The organism is Massilia sp. NP310 (genome assembly GCF_019443485.1).
GTDB classification, from domain to species: Bacteria; Pseudomonadota; Gammaproteobacteria; order Burkholderiales; family Burkholderiaceae_D; genus Telluria; species Telluria timonae.
In genome coordinates this window covers 4,886,595-4,905,301 of sequence record NZ_CP080379.1, presented here as the reverse complement: position 1 = coordinate 4,905,301, position 18,707 = coordinate 4,886,595, and the positions used below count along the sequence as shown (strand labels likewise).

At 67.4% G+C, this 18,707-nt stretch carries 14 protein-coding genes; 4 read left to right on the top strand and 10 right to left on the bottom strand.

What is annotated here, in order from left to right; genetic code table 11:
* Positions 1–29: 29 nt before the first annotated feature.
* The 3 genes from KY496_RS21615 to KY496_RS21605 all read right to left on the bottom strand — a co-directional run bounded on the left by KY496_RS21615 (position 30) and on the right by KY496_RS21605 (position 2,386).
* Positions 30–1,412 (bottom strand): ATP-binding protein, encoded by a 1,383-nt coding sequence (locus tag KY496_RS21615; protein ID WP_219862386.1) that lies wholly within the window; start codon positions 1,410–1,412, stop codon positions 30–32.
* Entirely contained in the window at positions 1,402–2,067 is a 666-nt protein-coding gene (locus KY496_RS21610; protein WP_219862385.1) for a response regulator, read from the bottom strand. Before KY496_RS21610 ends, KY496_RS21615 begins: the two co-directional genes overlap by 11 nt.
* 109 nt (positions 2,068–2,176) lie before the next feature.
* A complete protein-coding gene (locus tag KY496_RS21605) occupies positions 2,177–2,386 on the bottom strand; it encodes a DUF2945 domain-containing protein (RefSeq protein ID WP_219862383.1) in 210 nt (69 codons plus the stop codon).
* Positions 2,387–2,604: 218 nt separating this feature from the next.
* Here KY496_RS21605 and KY496_RS21600 point away from each other — a divergent pair, with 218 nt between their 5' ends.
* On the top strand, positions 2,605–3,846 hold the full coding sequence (locus tag KY496_RS21600) for a DUF819 domain-containing protein (protein WP_219862381.1): 1,242 nt from the start codon (positions 2,605–2,607) through the stop codon (positions 3,844–3,846).
* 39 nt (positions 3,847–3,885) lie between these two features.
* Here the strand turns inward: KY496_RS21600 and KY496_RS21595 are convergent, their stop codons facing one another.
* Positions 3,886–5,403 (bottom strand): BCCT family transporter, encoded by a 1,518-nt coding sequence (locus KY496_RS21595; protein ID WP_219862379.1) that lies wholly within the window; start codon positions 5,401–5,403, stop codon positions 3,886–3,888.
* 276 nt (positions 5,404–5,679) lie between these two features.
* Here KY496_RS21595 and KY496_RS21590 point away from each other — a divergent pair, with 276 nt between their 5' ends.
* Positions 5,680–6,642: an AraC family transcriptional regulator gene (locus KY496_RS21590; RefSeq protein WP_219862377.1), complete on the top strand. Its 963-nt coding sequence runs from the start codon at positions 5,680–5,682 to the stop codon at positions 6,640–6,642.
* On the opposite strand, the gene KY496_RS21585 is transcribed toward KY496_RS21590, so the two are convergent.
* From KY496_RS21585 to KY496_RS21575, 3 genes are read right to left on the bottom strand one after another with little or no spacing between them, the layout of a single operon-like run.
* The gene (locus KY496_RS21585; protein WP_219862375.1) at positions 6,629–7,942 is read right to left on the bottom strand and encodes an MFS transporter; all 1,314 of its coding nucleotides are present in this window, start codon (positions 7,940–7,942) and stop codon (positions 6,629–6,631) included. The genes KY496_RS21590 and KY496_RS21585 overlap by 14 nt on opposite strands.
* Positions 7,939–10,341, bottom strand: a complete 2,403-nt coding sequence (locus tag KY496_RS21580; protein WP_219862373.1) for a family 20 glycosylhydrolase — start codon at positions 10,339–10,341, stop codon at positions 7,939–7,941. Before KY496_RS21580 ends, KY496_RS21585 begins: the two co-directional genes overlap by 4 nt.
* A 48-nt stretch (positions 10,342–10,389) precedes the next feature.
* Positions 10,390–13,029, bottom strand: a complete 2,640-nt coding sequence (locus tag KY496_RS21575) for a TonB-dependent receptor (RefSeq protein WP_219862371.1) — start codon at positions 13,027–13,029, stop codon at positions 10,390–10,392.
* 274 nt (positions 13,030–13,303) lie between these two features.
* On the opposite strand from KY496_RS21575, the gene KY496_RS21570 reads away from it, so the two are divergent.
* Positions 13,304–14,887, top strand: coding sequence for an FAD-dependent oxidoreductase (locus KY496_RS21570; protein ID WP_219862370.1), 1,584 nt, complete (start codon positions 13,304–13,306; stop codon positions 14,885–14,887).
* Between the two features lie 102 nt (positions 14,888–14,989).
* Here KY496_RS21570 and KY496_RS21565 read toward each other — a convergent pair whose 3' ends face one another.
* Positions 14,990–15,550: a hypothetical protein gene (locus KY496_RS21565; protein WP_184238098.1), complete on the bottom strand. Its 561-nt coding sequence runs from the start codon at positions 15,548–15,550 to the stop codon at positions 14,990–14,992.
* A 183-nt stretch (positions 15,551–15,733) separates the two neighbouring features.
* Positions 15,734–16,873 (bottom strand): serine hydrolase, encoded by a 1,140-nt coding sequence (locus KY496_RS21560; protein ID WP_157225403.1) that lies wholly within the window; start codon positions 16,871–16,873, stop codon positions 15,734–15,736.
* Positions 16,874–17,043: 170 nt separating this feature from the next.
* Between KY496_RS21560 and KY496_RS21555 the strand changes: the two genes are divergently transcribed.
* Entirely contained in the window at positions 17,044–18,030 is a 987-nt protein-coding gene (locus tag KY496_RS21555) for an LLM class flavin-dependent oxidoreductase (protein WP_005663033.1), read from the top strand.
* A gap of 16 nt (positions 18,031–18,046) precedes the next feature.
* Here KY496_RS21555 and KY496_RS21550 read toward each other — a convergent pair whose 3' ends face one another.
* Entirely contained in the window at positions 18,047–18,640 is a 594-nt protein-coding gene (locus tag KY496_RS21550; RefSeq protein WP_219862368.1) for an isochorismatase family protein, read from the bottom strand.
* Positions 18,641–18,707: the final 67 nt, after the last annotated feature.

Here is an 18,707-nt window from a genome sequence, read left to right as displayed (position 1 = left end):
CCGAGTTGGCTTAATACAAGTACCAACATTTACCCAAGGTGGATAATCTGGAGAGAGGGCAGGTCCAGCGTCACGCCCAGGCCGCGGCCATCGATCCCGGGCCCGAACGCCAGCACGATGCCGTGCAGGTCGGCGATGCGCTTGACGATCGACAGTCCGAGCCCGCTGCCCTGCCGCCCCTGCCCCAGCACGCGGAAGAAACGCTCGGTCAGGCGCTGGCGGCTGTCGGCATCGACGCCGGGGCCGTCGTCGCGCACCACGATGCGCGCGTGGCCGGCGTGGGGCACGGCCGCGATCTCGATCCGGCTGTCGTCCGGGCAGTAGCGCAACGCGTTGTCGACCAGGTTGCGCAGCACGATCTCGAGCATCTGCGGATCGGCCTGCACCTCTTGCACCTCGCAGCGCAGCGAAAGACCGATGCGGCGCGCGGCAGCTTCTTGCGCATGCATGGCGGCCACGCGCTCGAACAACGGCGCCAGCAGGACCGGCTGGCGCACCAGCTGCTCGCGCGCCAGCGGATCCAGGCGCGCCAGCGTCAAGAGGCTGTCGACCAGCGCCGTCAGGCGCGCGATGTCCTGGCGCAGCTTCTGGAACGGCGCGGCCAGCTCGGGATGCTGACGCTGCAGCAGCTGCACGTGCATATGCAGGCCGGCCAGTGGCGTGCGCAGCTCGTGGGCGGCGTCGGCGGTGAAGCGGCGCTCGGCCTGCAGGGCCGCGTCCAGCCGTCCCAGTACGCCGTTGAGCGCCTGCACGATCGGCAGCACCTCGCGCGCCTGGCCCGCGGTCGGCACCTGGGCCAGGTCGTCGGGCGTCTTGGCCGCGATGCTGGCGGCGGTGCGGCGCAAGGGTTTGAGGACGCGGCCGGTCAGGATCCAGCACACCAGCGCCAGCAGCAGCAGGAAACCCAACACCGGCAGCCACAGCGAATCGGCCAGTTCTTCCAGGATGTCGTACCGTTTATCCACCTGCTGGCCGACCTGCACCTCGAAGTTGCGGGCCTCGTCGCGCACCACGAACACGCGCCAGCGCTCGCCATTGGCCAGCGCCTCGGCGAAGCCGTTGTCATCGTCGAAATTGGACACGAAGGGGCGCAACGGCGCATCGCCGGTGCGCTGGATCACGCGAGCGTCGACCACGATCTGGTACTGCATGTCGACCTTGCGGCCGTGCGCGCCGCCCGCTCCCGCCTGCGGCAGCAGGCCGCGTTCGTTCCAGTCGGTGGTGGCGGCCATGATCATGTAGCCCGACTCTTCCAGCGCGTCGTCGAACACCTCGTTGGTTTCCTGCCAGGCGATCACGGTGACGATGCCCAGGCTCGCCAGCCACAGCACGGTGCTGGCGGCGACGATGACGGCCAGCAGGCGCCGCCGCAGCGACCACGGCGCATCCTTGTCGCTTGCCTTATTCGCCATCGTTCTTCAACCGGTAACCCAGGCCGCGCACCGTCACGATGCTGTCGCCCCCAAATTTCTTGCGCAGGTTGTGGATGTACACCTCGATCGCATTGCTTTCCACCTCGTCGCCCCAGCCGTACAGGGTTTCCTCGATCTGGGCGCGGGTGACGATGGAGTTCTTCCTCAATAGCAGCGCGTACAGCACATTGTATTCGCGCGCGGTCAGCGCGACCGGCTGGCCGCCCAGGGTGGCCTGCTTGGTGTCGAGGTTGAGGGCGATGCCGGCGTGGCGCAATTCGTTCGCGGCCTGGTTGGCGCCGCGCCGCACGGCGGCCCGGATACGGGCCGACATCTCTTCGAGCTCGAACGGCTTGACCAGGTAGTCGTCGGCGCCCAGGTCCAGCCCCTCGACCCGGTCGGCCAGTGCATTGAAGGCGGTGATCAGGATCACCGGCACGCCGTTGCCGGCCTTGCGCAGCCGCGCCAGCAGGTCGTCGCCGGACAAAGCGGGCAGGCCGCGGTCGAGCAGCACGCAGTCGTAATGGTGGGTCTTGAGGGCGGTGTCGGCCGAGTCGCCGCGCTGGACCCAGTCCACCGCGTGCTGGTCCAGGCGCAGCCAAGCCTGGATGGTTTCGCCAAGGGAGGTATCGTCTTCGACTAACAGGATGCGCATGCGAGGTTCCGGCAACTGGGGAACGCCAGTATGGCGCAGGTCGGGAAAAAAGTCCGACCCGCCGCCGAGCATGCCGCGCGAAGGTGAAGCGAATCTTAAGCGCAGTCCATCATACCTTCTTGAGCGATCCCGGCTTGTGCGCCGCCTCGGCCCCGGTCTTGTCGCTGGCCACCAGGTATTCGGGCTTATCCTTCGACGCCGCCACGTGGTGGCCCTTGATGTCGGTCGGCGTGGTCAGCTTTTTCTTGACCTTGCCCGTGACCGTGCCCTGCGACGACTTCCACTGCACCTTGTCGCCCGCCTTGAATGCCTGCGCCATGCCGCACCTCCGAAGTGACTGGATGAAGCGGCATTTCACCATACATCCGCAGCCCGCACGCGACGTCAGCGGGACAAACCGGCGACAGGCACGCGAAACCGCGCATGGTATTTTTGATGCCGTAAAGACATGATTATTAAGGCAAAAAATGTAGAATGCGCCGTCCGGCCCCCGTCGCGACGGGACGGCCGCCCTCTCCCCTTTTACCTGGACCCACGATGCAGAATTCCCCGCTGGTCACCAACGATGCCGTCGTCCTCGGCATGCTGGCCGTCATCCTCGGCGCCGTCTTCTGGAGCGCTTCCCGCAAATCCGGTTTCTGGCACAAGTTCTACACCTATGTGCCGGCCCTGCTGCTGTGCTACCTGATCCCGGCGCTGCTCAATACGGCGGGGATCATCGATGGCAATGCTTCTTCGCTGTATCCGGTGGCGCGCGACTACCTGCTGCCGACGGCGCTGGTGCTGCTGTGCGTGGCGATCGACTTCGGCGCCGTCCTGCGGCTCGGCCCGAAGGCCATCATCATGTTCCTGACCGGCACCCTGGGCGTGATGCTGGGCGCCATCGTGTCTTTCCTCGCGATGGACTTCATCCATCCCGAAACCGTGGCCGGCGACACCTGGCGCGGCATGACCACGGTGGCCGGCTCCTGGATCGGCGGCGGCGCCAACCAGGCCGCGATGAAGGAAGTGTTCGAGGTCGAAGCGACCTTGTTCGGCCAGTTCGTGGCGGTCGACGTGCTGGTCGCCAACGTCTGGATGGCGGTGCTGCTGTTCCTGGCCAGCCGCGCCCAGGCCTTCGACCGCTGGACCGGCGCCGACGTCTCCGCCATCAACGCGCTCAAGGAAAAGATCGAACATTATCAGGCCGAGCACGCGCGCATTCCGACGCTCACCGACGTGATGATGGTGCTGGCCGTGGGCCTGGGCGCGACCGGCCTGTCGCATGCGCTGACCGGCCCCACCGTCGCCTGGATCTCCAGCCTGCCGGCCGAATGGCGCCTGCAGGACTACAGCCTCACCTCGAGCTTCTTCTGGATCGTGGTGTACGCCACCACCTTCGGCCTGCTGCTGAGCTTTACGCGGGCGCGCAAGCTGGAAGGCGCCGGCGCCTCGACCATCGGCTCGGCCATGCTGTACATCCTGGTGGCGACCATCGGCATGCACATGGACCTGAACGCGCTGCTCGACCGCCCGTGGCTGTTCCTGCTGGGCCTGATCTGGATCGCGGTGCACGGCGGCCTGATGCTGCTGGTGGCCAAGCTGATCCGGGCGCCGCTGTTCTTCATGGCGGTCGGCTCGCAGGCCAATATCGGCGGCGCCGCCTCGGCGCCGGTGATCGCCAGCGCCTTCCACCCGGCGCTGGCCCCGGTCGGGGTGCTGCTGGCGGTGATCGGCTATGCGCTCGGCACCTACTGCGCCTACATCACCGGCCTGCTGCTGCGCATGCTGGCCACGTAAGACTTCGCGCGCCCCGTCCAGGGGCGCGCTTCTTTCCACTTATTTCTCGACCATCTGGCGCATGCGCCGGCGCAGTTCGCGCTCGCGCTTCTCGTGCGCCGTCCAGTCCTCGCACACGGCGCGGTAGAGCGAGACCAGCATCAGGATGATCACCAGCGAGAACGGCACCGCGAACACGATGGTGGCCGTCTGCAGCGCCTTGAGGCCGCCCGCCAGCAGCAGGCTGATCGCCATGCCGGCGATCAGGCCGCCCCACATCAGCTTGGTCTTGGTGGACGGGTTCGGGTTGCCGCCGCTGCTCATCATGCCCAGCACCAGCACCGCCGAGTCGCCCGAGGTGACGAAGAACACCAGCACCAGCACCGTGGCCACGGCCGACATGATCAGGCCCAGCGGCAGCGCGTCGAACAGCGCGAACAGCGCGGTCGAGGTGTCGGCGCGGACCGCGTCCGAGATCGGGATCTGCTGCCAGATCTCCATGTGCAGCGCGGTGCCGCCGAAGATCGAGAACCACAGGAAGGCGGCCAGGGTCGGCGCCAGCATGGTGCCGATGATGAATTCGCGGATCGTGCGTCCGCGCGAGACGCGCGCGATGAACAGGCCGACGAACGGCGACCACGAGATCCACCAGGCCCAGTAGAAGATGGTCCAGCTGCCGACCCAGTTGCTGTCGCGGAACGGGGTGGCGCGCAGACTCATGCGCACGAACTCGGTCACGTAGCTGCCCAGGGTGCTGGTGAAGGTGTCGATGATCGCCACCGTCGGGCCGACCAGGAACACCACCAGCGCCAGCACGGCCGCCATGGTCATGTTGATGTTCGACAGGATCTTGACGCCGCGCGTCACCCCGCTGATCGCCGACCCCAGGAACAGGGCGGTGGCGACCAGGATGATGCCGATCTGCGAATATTCGCTGATCGCGAGGCCGAACACCGTGTTCATGCCGCTGTTGATCTGCATGGCGCCAAGGCCGAGCGAAGCGGCCACGCCGAAGGCGGTGGCCACCACCGCCAGCCCGTTGAACAGGCCGCCCATGCGCTTGACGAGCGGCCAGGGCAAAGCCCCGGTCGCGGTGCTGACCAGGGCGTCGCCGCCGCGCCGGTACTGGAAGAAGGCGATCGCCAGCGCCACCGCGCTGTAGACGGCCCACGGATGGATGCCCCAGTGGAAGAAGGTGTAGCGCATCGCTACGCCCGCCGCTTCCGGGGTGGCAGACACGGTGCCCGGCGGCGCGTCGATGTAGTGCGAGATCGGCTCGGCCACGCCGAAGAACACCAGACCGATGCCCATGCCGGCGGCGAACAGCATCGAGAACCAGCTGCCGATCGAGAACTCGGGCTCGTCGTCCTCGTCGCCCAGCTTGAGGTTGCCGTAGCGGCTGAAGGCCATGAACAGGGCGAAGGCCACCAGGCCCAGCACCACCCAGAGGTAGAACCAGCCGAAGTTGCGGGTCACGGATGCGAGGACGGTGTCGAACACCGCCCCCATGCTGTCAGGAGCGATCACGCCCCACAAAACGATGGCAAGGATGAAACCCGCCGAGAGTGCTGTCTGCATGTCTTCTCCCGTAGACAGTAACGCGCGTCGGCGTCTTATGTTTTAAATAATTCATCATTGTAAGTGATTTAATCACTTATTGCAGCGCAGCAGGACTTCTTGCGTCATGACGGATCTTATACTTTTTATACGAAAACGCATGTACCATTGCGCAAGCTCAGAGTGTTGTCGTGAGTACACACAGTTCGCCATACAAAGGGGTTTGGCCGCATAATCGATTCAGTCTTGTAATGACGTTATGCGATGCCCGCTCCCGCACTCCCCACCGCATCTCCCATGCCACGCACGCGCGTGGATTCGCCACCCGCCGGGCGGGCGACCGCGCGCGATTCGCGCCTCTACGAGGTGATGGACCTGATGCTCGATTCGGTCGGCGACCCGCTGGCCCTGGGCAGCCTGGCCGCCTCGGCCAGCTATTCGAGCTACCACTTCGACCGCATCTTCCGCGAACTCACCGGTTTCTCGGCGGTGGAATACCAGCGCAAGCGCCGCCTGCGCCGCGCCGCCCACCTGCTGCGCCACGAGCCGGACGTGCCGGTCGGGCGCATCGCCCAGGATTGCGGCTTCCCGTCCAACGCGGCCTTTTCCAAGGCCTTCCGCCAGCAGTTCGCGATGTCGGCCAAGGAGTGGCGCGACGGCGGCTGGCGCGCCTATATGGACGCCCAGGTCGGGCGCGAGAGCGACGTCAGCTTCTTCGTGGCCGAGCCGAGCAACCTGGCGGCCCTGCAGGCGCCCTACTGCCCGCCCGAACCGGGCAGTGTCGCCGCCCGCGTCACGGTGCGCAGCCTGCCCGGCATCAAGCTGCGCTACCAGCGCTTCTTCGGCCAGTCGGGCGCCGCCCTGTCGCTGGCCTGCAATGCCTTCATCTGCGAGCGCGAACGCTCCAGCCTGGCGCGCGGCGCGTCCTGGTATGGGGTGTTCGACGAGGATCCCGGCTTCACCGGCGAGCGCGAATACTGCTACGACTTTGGCTTCGGCGCGGCGCCGCCGGATGGCGGCTTTGGCGCCGATGCGCCGGACGACGATCCGACGCTCGGCCTGCGCGTGCTGCCGGCCGGCAGCTACGCCTGCCTCGACTTCGACGGCGACTGGCCGCGCTTTCGTGCGATGTACGAAGACTGGCTCGAGCGCCAGGCGGTGTGGCGGCTGGACGCCACCCGCCCGCACATTCAGAAGGTCGAGCGCGACGGCGACGGACTCTGGCGCGGCTGGCTGGCCCTGCCGGTCAAGAAGCGCTAGAGGCGGACTTATCCGCGGGCGCGATCCGCATGAAGCGGCTCAGCACCAGCACCGGCACGCTGGCCAGCAGCACCCACAGGAAGAAGTCGCGGTAGCCCAGCGCCTGCTGGATATCGCCGCTGATCGTGCGGAACAACACGAAACCCAGCTGCATGAAACCGGTGCCCAGCGCGTAGTGGGCCGCCTGGTAACGGCCGCTGGCCACCACCTGCATGATGAACAGGATCACGCCGACGAAGCCGAAGCCGTAGCCGAACATCTCGATCCCCAGCAGGCCGACGATGAGCGCCATCGATTCGGGTTGCGCATGGCTCAGGTACCAGAAGGCGGCGTTCGGCAGGTTCATGGCCAGGATGAGGATCGGCAGCGCGCGCGTCAAGCCGAGCCAGGCCGTGAAGTAGCCGCCGGCGATACTGCCCACCAAAAAGGCGGCGGTGCCGACCGTGCCGTAGGCCCAGCCCACTTCGGCGGTGGTGAGGCCCAGGCCGCCGACTTCGCGCGCGTCGCGCAGGAACAGCGGGCCGATCGACTGGATCTGCCCTTCGCCGGCGCGGAACAGGATGATGAACAGGATCGCCAGCCAGATGCCCGGCTTGGCGAAGAAGGTCTTGATCACGTCCAGCAGGGTGGCGCCGATGCTGCCCAGGCCGAGTCCTGCCCTGGCCACCCTGGGCGTGGCCGGCAGCGCGCGCACGTGGTACAGCCCGAGCAGCGCCATCAGCCCGCCCAGCAGCAGGAACACGGTGGTCCAGGCGGCCTCGATGCCGAAGCGCTGTTCCAGCGCCCCGGCCAGGATCAGGAGGCCGCCCAGCGAGATGAACTTGGCCGCATTGAAGAAGGCGCCCTGCCAGCCGGCATAGGCGGCCTGCTCGCGCGCGTCCAGGCTGGCGATATAGATGCCGTCGGCGACGATGTCGTGCGTGCTCGAAGCCAGAGAGACGACCGCCAGCAAGGCGATGCACAGGGCGAACCACGCCGGCAGCTGCAGCGCCAGCGCCACCAGCGCCAGGCAGGCGCCGCCGATCAGCTGGCAGGCGACCACCGCCAGGCGCCGGCTGGGAGCCAGTTCCATGAACGGGCTCCACAGCGCCTTGAAGGCCCAGGCCAGGCCCAATAAGCCAGTCCAGCGCGCGATCTGGTCGTTCGGCACGCCCATGCTCTTGAGCATCTGGCCCGCCACCAGGGCCACCGCGTAGAACGGCAGGCCCTGGGCCAGGTACAGGGTCGGCACCCAGGACAGCGGATGACGGCGTCTTTCCTTCAAGGCCGTGGCGGCAGGGGCGTCGTTCATCGCGGTCATGGCAATTCCAGATTCAGGGTGACGATGCGGCTGGCGCGTCCACGGGTGTCGACGCTGGCCAGCTTCACGCTGCGGCTGCCGGCGAGCGGCGCCGGCGCCGTGTAGCGCGGGCTGTGCGCGCCGGGCTCGCTGCCATCCAGAGTGTAATGCACGGCCAGGCCCGGCAGGGCGATATTCGCATGCAGCCAGCCCTCCTCGACCACCGCGCCGGGCGGCGGCAGGCGGTAGGCCCAGGGCTGCGCCAGGCGGTCCAGGCGCGGCAGCTCGCGCTGGCCGAGGCGGTTGGCGAATTCATTCCAGTCGGCGGCCAGTTCGTCGGGATGCTTCCAGCCGGGGTCGGCGCTCCAGGCCCGTTCGGCCAGGCCGATCAGGCGCGGCAGCGCCAGGTACTCGACCCGTTCGCGCGAACGCGCGTTCTCGCCCCACAGCTGCCCCTGCAAGCCCTTGACGCGTTGGCGTCCGCCGGCGTCGAGCGGGGCCAGCGCCGCTATTTGCGCAAGGGTCGGCGCACGGCCCATTGCGTCATGCTGAGGCAGCAGCGGCGCATCGAGGGGAACCATGCCGAAGGGTTCACGGGTATCGATGAAGCCGGCCCAGTAATAGCCCGGTTCCTGCGGATGCTTGGCGTAGGCGAAGTCGAAGTACAGGCTGGCGGCGCTGGACAGCACCACTTCGTGGCCGGCATTGGCCAGGCGGTTGGCGCAGTCTTCCTGGCCGGAACCCCAGCCGTTGTTCCACACGTAGACGTCTTCGCCTTGGCCGGCGCCGTTCGAGGTCAGCGCGGTCTCTTCCCAGCCGCTGAAGGCGATGCCGTGACGCGCCAGGATCGCGCGGCAGCGCGCCTGGAAGTCGTCGCGCAACTGGCGCGCCTCCAGCCAGCCGTGCGCGCGCATGCGCGCCTGGCAGGCGGGCGAGCCGAGCCAGGCGCCGACCGGCACCTCGTCGCCGCCGGTGTGCAGCACGCGCAAGGGCGCGCCGGCTTGCCGGTACAGCGCCGCGACCTCGGCGACCACGGTGTCGATGAAGCGGTCGACCGAGGGCAGCGCGATGCACATCACGTTGTCATGCCACAGCTGCACCGACTCGTAGCTTGATGCGTCATCCGGATCGCTCAGCAGGTATTCTTCGGCGCCGGCGATATCTCCCGCCGCCATCAGGCGCGCATGGCGCACCCGCATCGCCTCGACCGCCGCGCGCGCGTGGCCCGGCATATTGAATTCGGGGATCACCTCGATGTGCAGGCGCCGCGCGTGGCGCAGGATGGTCACGAATTCGTCGGCGCCATAAAAGCCGCTGCCGCCGGGCGAACGGGTGTCGGCGCCGGAGCCGAACGACGGCGGCAGGCAGGGCTGTTCGCCCGGCGCGGGAACGCCGCGCCGGGCGCCGACCTCGGTCAGCTCGGGCAGCGCGGCGATCGCCAGGCGCCAGCCTTCGTCGTCGGTCAGGTGGAAGTGGAAGCGGTTGAGTTTATAGCGCGCCATGCAATCGAGCAGGCGCAGCACGGTGTCGACGCTGGAGAAATGGCGGGCGACGTCGAGCATCATGCCGCGGTAGGCGAAGCGCGGCGTGTCCACGACCGTCCCGCATGGCAGCGCGCCATCCTGCGCCAGGAGCTGGGCCAGGCTTTGCAGGCCGTTGAAGACGCCGTGCGCGCCGGCGCCGCGCACCACGACGCGCTCCGGCGCGATCTCCAGCCGGTAGGCTTCGGACTCCATCGCGGGATCGGTCTCGAGCACGATGCGGGCGTCGCCCACCCCCTCGGGCAGCGTTGCCAGGAGCGAGCGCAGGAACGCCGCTTCATTGTCGAGCCCTTCGCTGGCGTCGATCGGCGTCGACCGCCCGAGCACACAGCTGCGCGCATCGAAGCGCGCCATGCGCGGGCGCGGCGTGATGCGCCCGACGGCGTCGTCGTCCAGCAGCGACAGCACCGCATTCTGTTCGAATCGCCAGGCCGCATCGGCCGTGGGCAGCAGGTCGCCGCGCATGCGGTGGCGTTGTTCCGGTCGCACGAAGGGAGCGATCTCAGGATCGCCCAGGTCGAACGCCCTCCCCGCCGCATCCAGCAGATAGAAGCCCAAAGGCGCATCGGTGATGCTGATCGCCCAGTGCAGGGACTCGTACTCGATGACATATTCCTGCTCGGGCAACCAGGCGCCACCGCCCGGTAGTTCCAGGCTGAACAGGTCGCCGTTCAGGTGGGCGGCACGAAAGCCGGCACTGACGGTCTCGGGCAGGATCTTGCGGCAGGTGTTGAAGCACAGGGTCCAGCCGGGCGCGATCGCATCAAGGCCATCGTTGCGCAGCGTGAGCTGCGCGGTAAACGCGTCGTCGCGTGTGAAGTTGCTCAGGCATTCCCAGGCGATCGCGATCGCCGGGCCGCCCTCTGGTCGGTACGTCATGGGATTGATTCCAGGTTGGGGAGGCGCGCGCGGCGCCTCCCCGGTCGATTACAGCTTGCCGCGCAGGCCGAGGTAGAAGGTACGGCCGTTCGAGTAGAAGGCGCGCGGCCGGTCCTCGTTTTCGGCGTACATCTTGATGGTCTCGTTGGTGAGGTTCAGCGCATCGAAGGTCAGCGTGAGCTTGTCCGTCAGCTTGACGTTGACCGAGGCCGCCAGCGACGGCATGTCGTCCACGTGCTGGCTGGCGCCCCGGTCCACGCCGGCCTTGTACTTGGAACGCCAGTTGTAGGCCAGGCGCGCCGAGAAGCGCTCGTTTTCGAAGTAACCGGTCACGTTGTAGGTGTTCTTCGACGAGTTGAGCAACTCGCCGCCATCGTCCAGCTCACCGTCGGCATAGGTGTAGTTGACCAGCATGCCGAAGTTGTCCAGGAACGGCTGCTGCCAGCTCAGCTCCACGCCGCGGTTACGTCCGCTGGTGTTGTAGGGCGACGTGATCTGGTATTCGGTGAAGGTCTCACGCTTGTTGTTGTAATAGCTCCCGGTCGACGTGCCCTGGGCCACGATCGAGCGCAGGTCCATGTAGAACAGGCCGGCCGACAGCAGCGCCTTCGGCGCGTAGTACCACTCGGCGCCGATGTCGAAGTTGGTCGAGCGCACCGGATCGAGATTGACGTTGCCGCCGCTGCCGCTCAGCGCGTCGTCGTTGAGCGAGACCGAACCGCCCAGCGCGCTGTAGTCGGGCCGCGCGATGGTCTTGGCCAGCGCGGTGCGAATCGTCAGGTCGGGCGTCAGGTCATATTTCAGGTTGGCGCTCGGCAGGTAGTCGCGGTAGGTGCGCTTGAACGTGGTCGGGGTGTAGGGACCGAAGGCCGACCCCGTGATCGGCGTCGGGCCGCCCGGCAGGTTGACCACCGTGCGCTGGCGTGTCTCGATGGCGCGCAGGCCGATATTGCCGCTCCAGCCATCGCCGCCGAAGTCGACCATGCCGTACAGCGCCGTCGTCTTCTCGGCCACCTCGAACTCGTTCATCCAGTTATGGCGCAGCACGTAGTCGAGCAGGCGGTTGCCGGGGATCGCGCCCCAGGCGCCGAGCGCCGCGCCGTCGTACTTGAAGTAAGGGATGCCGCTGTAGCCGCCGATGTCGCTGCCGAAGTCGCTCGGATACATCTGGCCGCTCCAGGCCGGCTGTGGATTGGTGAAGCCGACCGGGCCGGGACGGGTTTCAAGCGGATGCTCGGCGGTGCGCTTGTGGTCGGTCCAGCGCGCACCAAAGCGCAGCGACTGGAAGGTCGGGTTGTCGAGGCGCAGCTCGCCGTCGAGCTGGGCGTATTCTTCCTTGTCCACCGACTGCGATTCGCCGCCGCCGGCCCAGGCGGTCGAGCCGGGCACGGCGGTGTTGCCGCCGGGGTAGCTGATCGAGGCCGGCGACAGCCCGTTCAAGGCATACACCATGCCGCCGTCGACGTTGTTCTGGTAGTAGACGTCGTCGCGGTCCCAGCCCACGCCATGGGTCTTGCCGACCTTGCCCGACAGGCTGAAGCGCTCGCTGACGCGCCACTTGCCGTTGAAGTCGAGATACCACGATTCGCCGCCCGCATCCGGGCGGTAGATATTGTCGACCTCGCCCGCATTGCGGGTGAACTCGGCGCCCACCAGGGTGTTGTTGCGCACCACCGGATTGATCGGAATCAGGCCCAGGCTGTTGATCGAATTGGCCGGGGCGGCCAGCGAGTTGGTGTTCTGGTGCGGCGCTTCGAGTTTCGAATAGAAGCCGTTCAGGTCCAGCGTGAGGTCGCGGTTCGGCCGCACCTCGATGTCGAAGGCGCCGCCTTCGCGTTTCTTGGTCTGCTCGAACAGGGCGGCGCCGATAAAGGTCGGCACGATCACGCCGGCCAGCGCCGGGTTGGCGATGGCCGCCGCGCTGGTCGCGCTGATCGGGGTGTAGCCCAGGATTTCCTGGCCGTCGCGGCGCACGCTGGCCTTCTCGGAGAAGCCCTGGATCAGGATGCCGGCGGTATTGCTGGCGTTCTTCCAGCTCACCAGGCCCGACAGGTGCGGCTCGGTCTTGCCGGAGAGGTCGTTGTAGTTGGCCTGCACCGAACCCTCGACCGTCAGCTGCTGCTTGAAGTCGAGCGGACGGCGCGTGATGACGTTGATGGCGCCCGAGACGCCGCCTTCGACCAGGTCGGCGGTGGGGCTTTTCTGGACCACGATCGAGCCGACCAGCTCGGACGGCAGCAGCGAGAAACTGCTGGAGCGGCCGACGTTGCCGCCGATCTGGTTCAGCACGAACCAGTCGCCGGTGCTGATCGCATGGCCGTTGAACAGCGTCTGCTGCAGGCTGGGGCTGGTGCCGCGCAGGCTGACGCGGTCGTTCTCGCCGAAGCCGCCCTCGCCGCCGGCCGACGATTGCGTGTTCACGCCCGGCAGGCGCTGGATCGCGTCGGCCACGTTTTTATCGGGCATCTTGCCGATGTCCTCGGCGGTCACGACTTCGACCACGGCGTCTGCGTTGCGCTTCTGGCGCAGCGACTGCTCGAGCGCGGCGCGCACCCCGGTCACCACCACGGTCTGCGGCCCCGCGATGGGCGCCTCCTGTGCCCAGGCCTGTCCCATCGACATCGCCACCCCTGCCACCGCCGCCGCGATCGCGGTGCGCTGGTACTGCCGTGCCTTCAACTCGTTCATGTGCCTCTCCAAAACCAGGTTGGTTGTTCTACACACCCTTGCGGTCGCGACTTCCAGGACGTTCGGGCGTCTCTTGGTGTTTATGTATGAAACGCATTCTGGCGGCATCCGCGACCCCGGTTTTGTCAAATCTTGCTATCCAATCTGCAATTTTTCATCGTGATGACATCTGCACCTGGTAGAGGCCGGAGGCACATGGCGCGATCGTGCTACATCCTTCGCGGCGGCGCGCTAGCATGCAGTGGCGACCATACCGGCGACGGAGGCCATCATCATGCTGGGCGCGACGAACGGCAGCTCGACTTCGCTCTGGATGGACACCGCCACGGTGCCCGTCTTTCCCCCGCTCGTCGGCGCGCAGGAAGCCCAGGTGTGCGTGATCGGCGCCGGCATCGCCGGCCTCACCGCCGCCTATCTGCTGGCGTGCGAAGACAAGGACGTGGTGGTCGTCGACGCGCTCGGCGTCGGCGCCGGCGAGAGCGGCCGCACCACCGCCCATTTCTTCCCGCCCGACGAGTGGTACCACGGCATCGAGCGCCGCTTCGGCCGCGCCCAGGCGCGCCTGGTGGCCGGCAGCTATGCCCATGCGCTGCAGATGGTCGAATCCATCGTGCGCAAGGAAGGCATCGCTTGCGAACTCGAACACCTGGACGGCTATCTTGTGGCCGGGGATGCGGGCGACGGGCCGCGGCTCGAACGCGAATGCGACGCCGCCGTGCGCGCCGGCGTGCAGGCCGAGATGGTCGCCGGCGTGCCGGGCCTGGGGTTCGAGACCGGCCCCGCCGTGCGCTATCCGGGCCAGGCCCAGTTCCATCCGCTCAGATACCTCGACGGCCTGGCGCGCGCCTTCATCCGGCGCGGCGGCCGCATCCATGGCGCCAGCCACGCCCACCGCATCCGCGGCGACCACCGGCGCCAGATCGTGTCGCTCGACCGTGGCGAGATCCGGGCGCGGGACGTGGTGGTGGCCACGCACACGCCGTTCAACGACCGCGTCGTCATGCACACCAAGCAGGCCGGCTACCGCACCTACGTGATCGGCTTGCGGGTGCCGCACGGCGCGCTGCCGCACCTGCTGCTGTGGGACCTGGACGAGCCCTATCACTATGTGCGGCTAGCGCCAGGTGCCGACGGCGACGAGGTGCTGGTCGTGGGCGGGGCCGACCACAAGACGGGCCAGGACGCGCATCCCGGCCACCGCTACGACGAGCTCGAACGCTGGACCCGCGCGCGCTTCCCGATGGCGCGCGAACTGGCCTGGCGCTGGTCGGGCGAAGTGATGGAGCCGAGCGACGGCCTGGCCTTCCTGGGCCGCAATCCGATGGACGACGACAACGTCTACCTGATCACGGGCGACTCCGGCAACGGCATGACCCACTGCACCATCGGCGCCATGCTGGTGACCGACCTGATCATGGAGCGGCCGAATCCCTGGAGCGCGCTGTACGACCCGGCGCGTAAACCGGTGCACGGGCTGGGCGAATTCGCCAGCGCACAGGCAAATGTAGCGGCGCGCTACGGCGACTGGCTGCGCGGCGGAGAAGTCGATTCTGTACAAGAGATCCCGCCCGGCGAAGGCGCGGTGCTGCGCGACGGTTTGCGCCGGATGGCGGTCTATCGCGATCCCGAAGGCGGCCTGCATGCGCTGTCGGCCAGGTGCACCCACCTCGGTTGCGCGGTGCACTGGAACGGCGCCGAACGCTCATGGGATTGCCCTTGTCACGCCTCGCGTTTCGATACCGAGGGCAAGGTGCTGCACGGCCCGGCGCCGACGCCGCTGGCGAAGATCGCGCTGGCGCCCGGCGATGCGCTGCCGCCGCAGGACAGGCGCGGCGGCGCACGGCGCGGCATGCGCTGAACGAAAGGAAACGCGCGCCAGAAACGCGAACACCGGCGCGAGCCGGTGTTCAAGATGGCGGCCGGGGACGCCGCCGTTACTGCTGAAGCGCTATCGGCTGGATCAGTAGCCGCGGCCGGTGGTGCCGGTGGTGCCAGTGGTACCGGTGGTGCCGGTCGTACCGGTGGTGCCGGTGGCGCCAGTCGTGCCCGTGGTGCCGGTCGAGGTGCCGGTGCGGCCGGTGTCATCCATGGTGCCGGTGGAACCGCTGGTGCCGGTGCCCAGCGAACCGCTCGAACCGCTGGTCGTGCCGGTGGTGCCGGTCGTACCCGTGGTGCCGGTCGTTCCCGAGGTGCCGGTCGTTCCGGTGGTGCCGGTGGTGCCCGTCGTGCCGCTCGTGCCCGAGGTGCCGCTGCTGGTGCCGGTTTTGCTGCGGCGGTCGCGGTCACGCTGGTGTTGCGGATCGGTGCTCTGCATGCTGCCGGTCGCGCCGGTCGACGAGCTGCCGCTGGTCTGGTCGCGCATGCTGCCGGTCTGGCTGCTGGTGCTGCTGCCGATCTGGCCCGACTGGCCGGTGGTGGTCGAGCCGGTGGTGCTGGTCTGGGCGTTGACCGCTGTGGCGCCGAACATGGCGGCGGCAACCGAAGCACCGAGCATTCCTTTGAGTAACGTATTCATTTTCATGGTGTTCTCCTCAATGTAACTAATGAGTCAGGGGCGGTACCCGGCGCACATGCCGGTTTGGTGGCGTGCTGCGTCGAGTGAGGAGTTCCAGTGTAGGGACATGCTACGGATGGGAGCGCACGGTAGCCGCTCGGAAATACATCATCGTCTTTTAATTTCCACTATCTTGCGCCCATCTTTCGCCTACTGCAGAGCTTCCAGTGCAGCTTGCGCAGAGAGTGTCCCGAGTTGCGTGTACAGCGGCAGCACCACGCTGCGGTCGTCCGGATAGACCCGGTTCGACAGGAAGACATACAAACTTTGTGACTGTGGATCGACCCACAGGATGCAGCCGGTGAATCCTGTATGGCCATAGCTGCCGATCGGATAGACATTGCCGCGCGGACGCTTGGCATAGGGCGAGTCGATGTCCATGCCCATCCCCCGCAGCGCCGCGATGCCGGACGGCGACTGCACCGTCGTCAGCAGGCGGACGCTTTCCGGCTGCAATATGCGCACGCCATCGAGTGCTCCATTGCCCAACAGCATGCGACCGAAGCGGGCGACGTCGCCGACGGTCGAGAACACGCCGGCCGAGCCGCCCACGCCGCCCATGCGCCGCACGGTCGGATCGTGCACCACGCCCTGCAGCGGCGCGCCCGGCGCCAGGTCGCCGTGCGCCGTGGGCAGCTGCGCCGCCTCGCTGGCGCCGCGCTGGGTCGGCGCGATGCGCGCCGCCGGCATGCGTTCCAGTGGGCGGTAGCCGGTGTCAAGCATGCCCAGCGGTGCGAAGATGCGTTCCTGGGCGAAGCGGTCGAGCGACACGCCCGCCGTGCGCTCGACCAGCAGGCCAAGCAGGATGTAGTTGATGTCCGAGTAGCGGAAGAAACTGCCCGGCGGATGGGTCACCGACTGCGCGCAGGCCAGGGACAGCGCTGCCGTCTTGCCCTGCCACGCCGGTTTCGCCGGCAAGCCCGACGCCAGGCCCGACACATGCGTCAACAGGTGGCGGATCGTGATCGCTTCCTTGCCACCGCCGGTACATTCCGGAAAATAATTTGTGAGCGGCGCCTCGAGATCGATCTTGCCCTCCTCGGCCAGCATCAGCACCGATGGCGCCGTCACCAGCACCTTGCTCAGCGAGGCGGCATCGAAGACGGTCGCGGGCGTGACGGCGGCGGCGTCCTCTTCATAGCTGAGCCGTCCATAGCCGCGCTCGTAGGTGGCGGCGCCGCGTTCGAGGTGGTACACCGCGCCCGGCAGCTTGCGGGCGGCGATCGCGGCATCGATGGCGTGATCGATCGCGGTCACGCGTTGCGGATTGAATCGGGATTCGGCGCTCATGGAAGTCGGCAGGTGGACACAGCCGGCGAGCAGCATGACGGCAGGAAAGATCGCAACACGCATGCGAAAAAAGTGTTTTGGCATCATGAAGAAATACTAACCCAAGTGGCGGCCCCGGCATTTTTGGGTGGCCGCGCACGCGCTTTTTCGCATCGGCGTATCATGGATCCATGATTCCTTTTTCGATACTCGACCTCTCGCCGATCGCTGAAGGCAGCGATGCGGCCACCTCGTTCCAACGCTCGCTCGACCTTGCCCAACATGGCGAGCGCTGGGGTTACAACCGCTTCTGGCTGGCCGAACACCACGGCATGCCGGGCATTGCCAGCGCCGCCACCGCGGTGCTGATCGGCCACGTGGCGGCCGGCACTTCGCGCATCCGCGTGGGCGCCGGCGGCATCATGCTGCCCAACCATTCGCCGCTGGTGATCGCCGAACAGTTCGGCACGCTCGAGGCGCTGCATCCGGGCCGGATCGACCTCGGCCTCGGCCGCGCGCCAGGCTCGGACCACACCACGGCGCGCGCCCTGCGCCGCAACCTGGCGTCGGATGCCGACGAATTCCCGCAAGACGTCGTGGAGCTGATGGATTATTTCGCCGGCTCGACCCGCCGTCCGGTGCAGGCCGTGCCCGGCGCCGGCCTGGACGTGCCGGTGTGGATCCTCGGTTCCAGCCTGTTCGGCGCCCAATTGGCGGCGCACCTCGGCCTGCCGTATGCGTTTGCCTCGCACTTCGCGCCGCAGATGATGATGCAGGCGATCGACATGTACCGCAGCAACTTCCGCCCGTCGGAACAGCTCGACAAGCCGTACATCATGCTGGGCTTTAACGTGTTCGCCGCGGACACCGACGAAGAAGCGCACTTCCTGGCGACCTCGATGCAGCAGGCCTTCGTCAACTTGCGCACCGGCCGCCCGACCAAGCTCAAGCCGCCGGTGAGCGGCTACCTGGAAGCGCTCGACCTGCCCGAACGCATGATGCTCGACAGCGTGCTGTCGTGCTCGGCAATCGGCTCGCGCGTGACGGTGGCTCACCAGCTGCGCGCCTTCATCGAGAAGACCAAGCCGGACGAGCTGATGATCACCTCACAGATCTACGATCACGCGGCGCGCCTGCGCGCCTACGAGATCACGGCGGATATCCAGCGCGCCGGTTGATGTCCATCGGCCGGCGTCACGCGGCGCCGGTCCCCGCCTGCAGCACGTCGATCAGGGTGCGCGTCGAACGCACCCTCCCCATTTTCGGGAAAATGTTCTCGCACGCGAAATGGTGGGCATCGGCATCGAAGCTGCTCATCGCATCCTCGGCGAACACCAGCTTGAAGCCGAAGTCATAGGCCGCGCGCGCGGTCGACTCGACGCCGAAATTGGTGGCGATGCCGCCCATGATGAGCGTGTCGATGCCGCGCCGCCGCAGCTGCTGCTCGAGTTCGGTGCCATAGAAGGCGCCCCACTGGCGCTTGACGATGACGAGGTCTCGCGCCTCGACGCCGGCCTCCGGCGCCAGCCAGGACGCGTCGGGCGGCGCCGCCGGCGCGCCCTGCGGACGCAATGGCGCATCGGCCGGCGCTTGCGGCAATTCGTTCAGCAACACATGCACGTAGATGACCAGGCCGCCGCGTTCGCGCATCTCTTGCGCCAGCAGCACGCAGTTGCCGACCACGTTCTCCGCACTGTGCGGCGCGAGATCGTGCTTGACGTTGCTGTTCTGAAGATCGATAAGGACCAGCGCGGTATGCGCCGGGTCGAGGGTGAGTTGTTGGTCCATGAGCATTCCTCCTGCCCATAGTGTCCCCGAAACCCGGCATGCCCGGCGCACAGGCCGGGCACATACC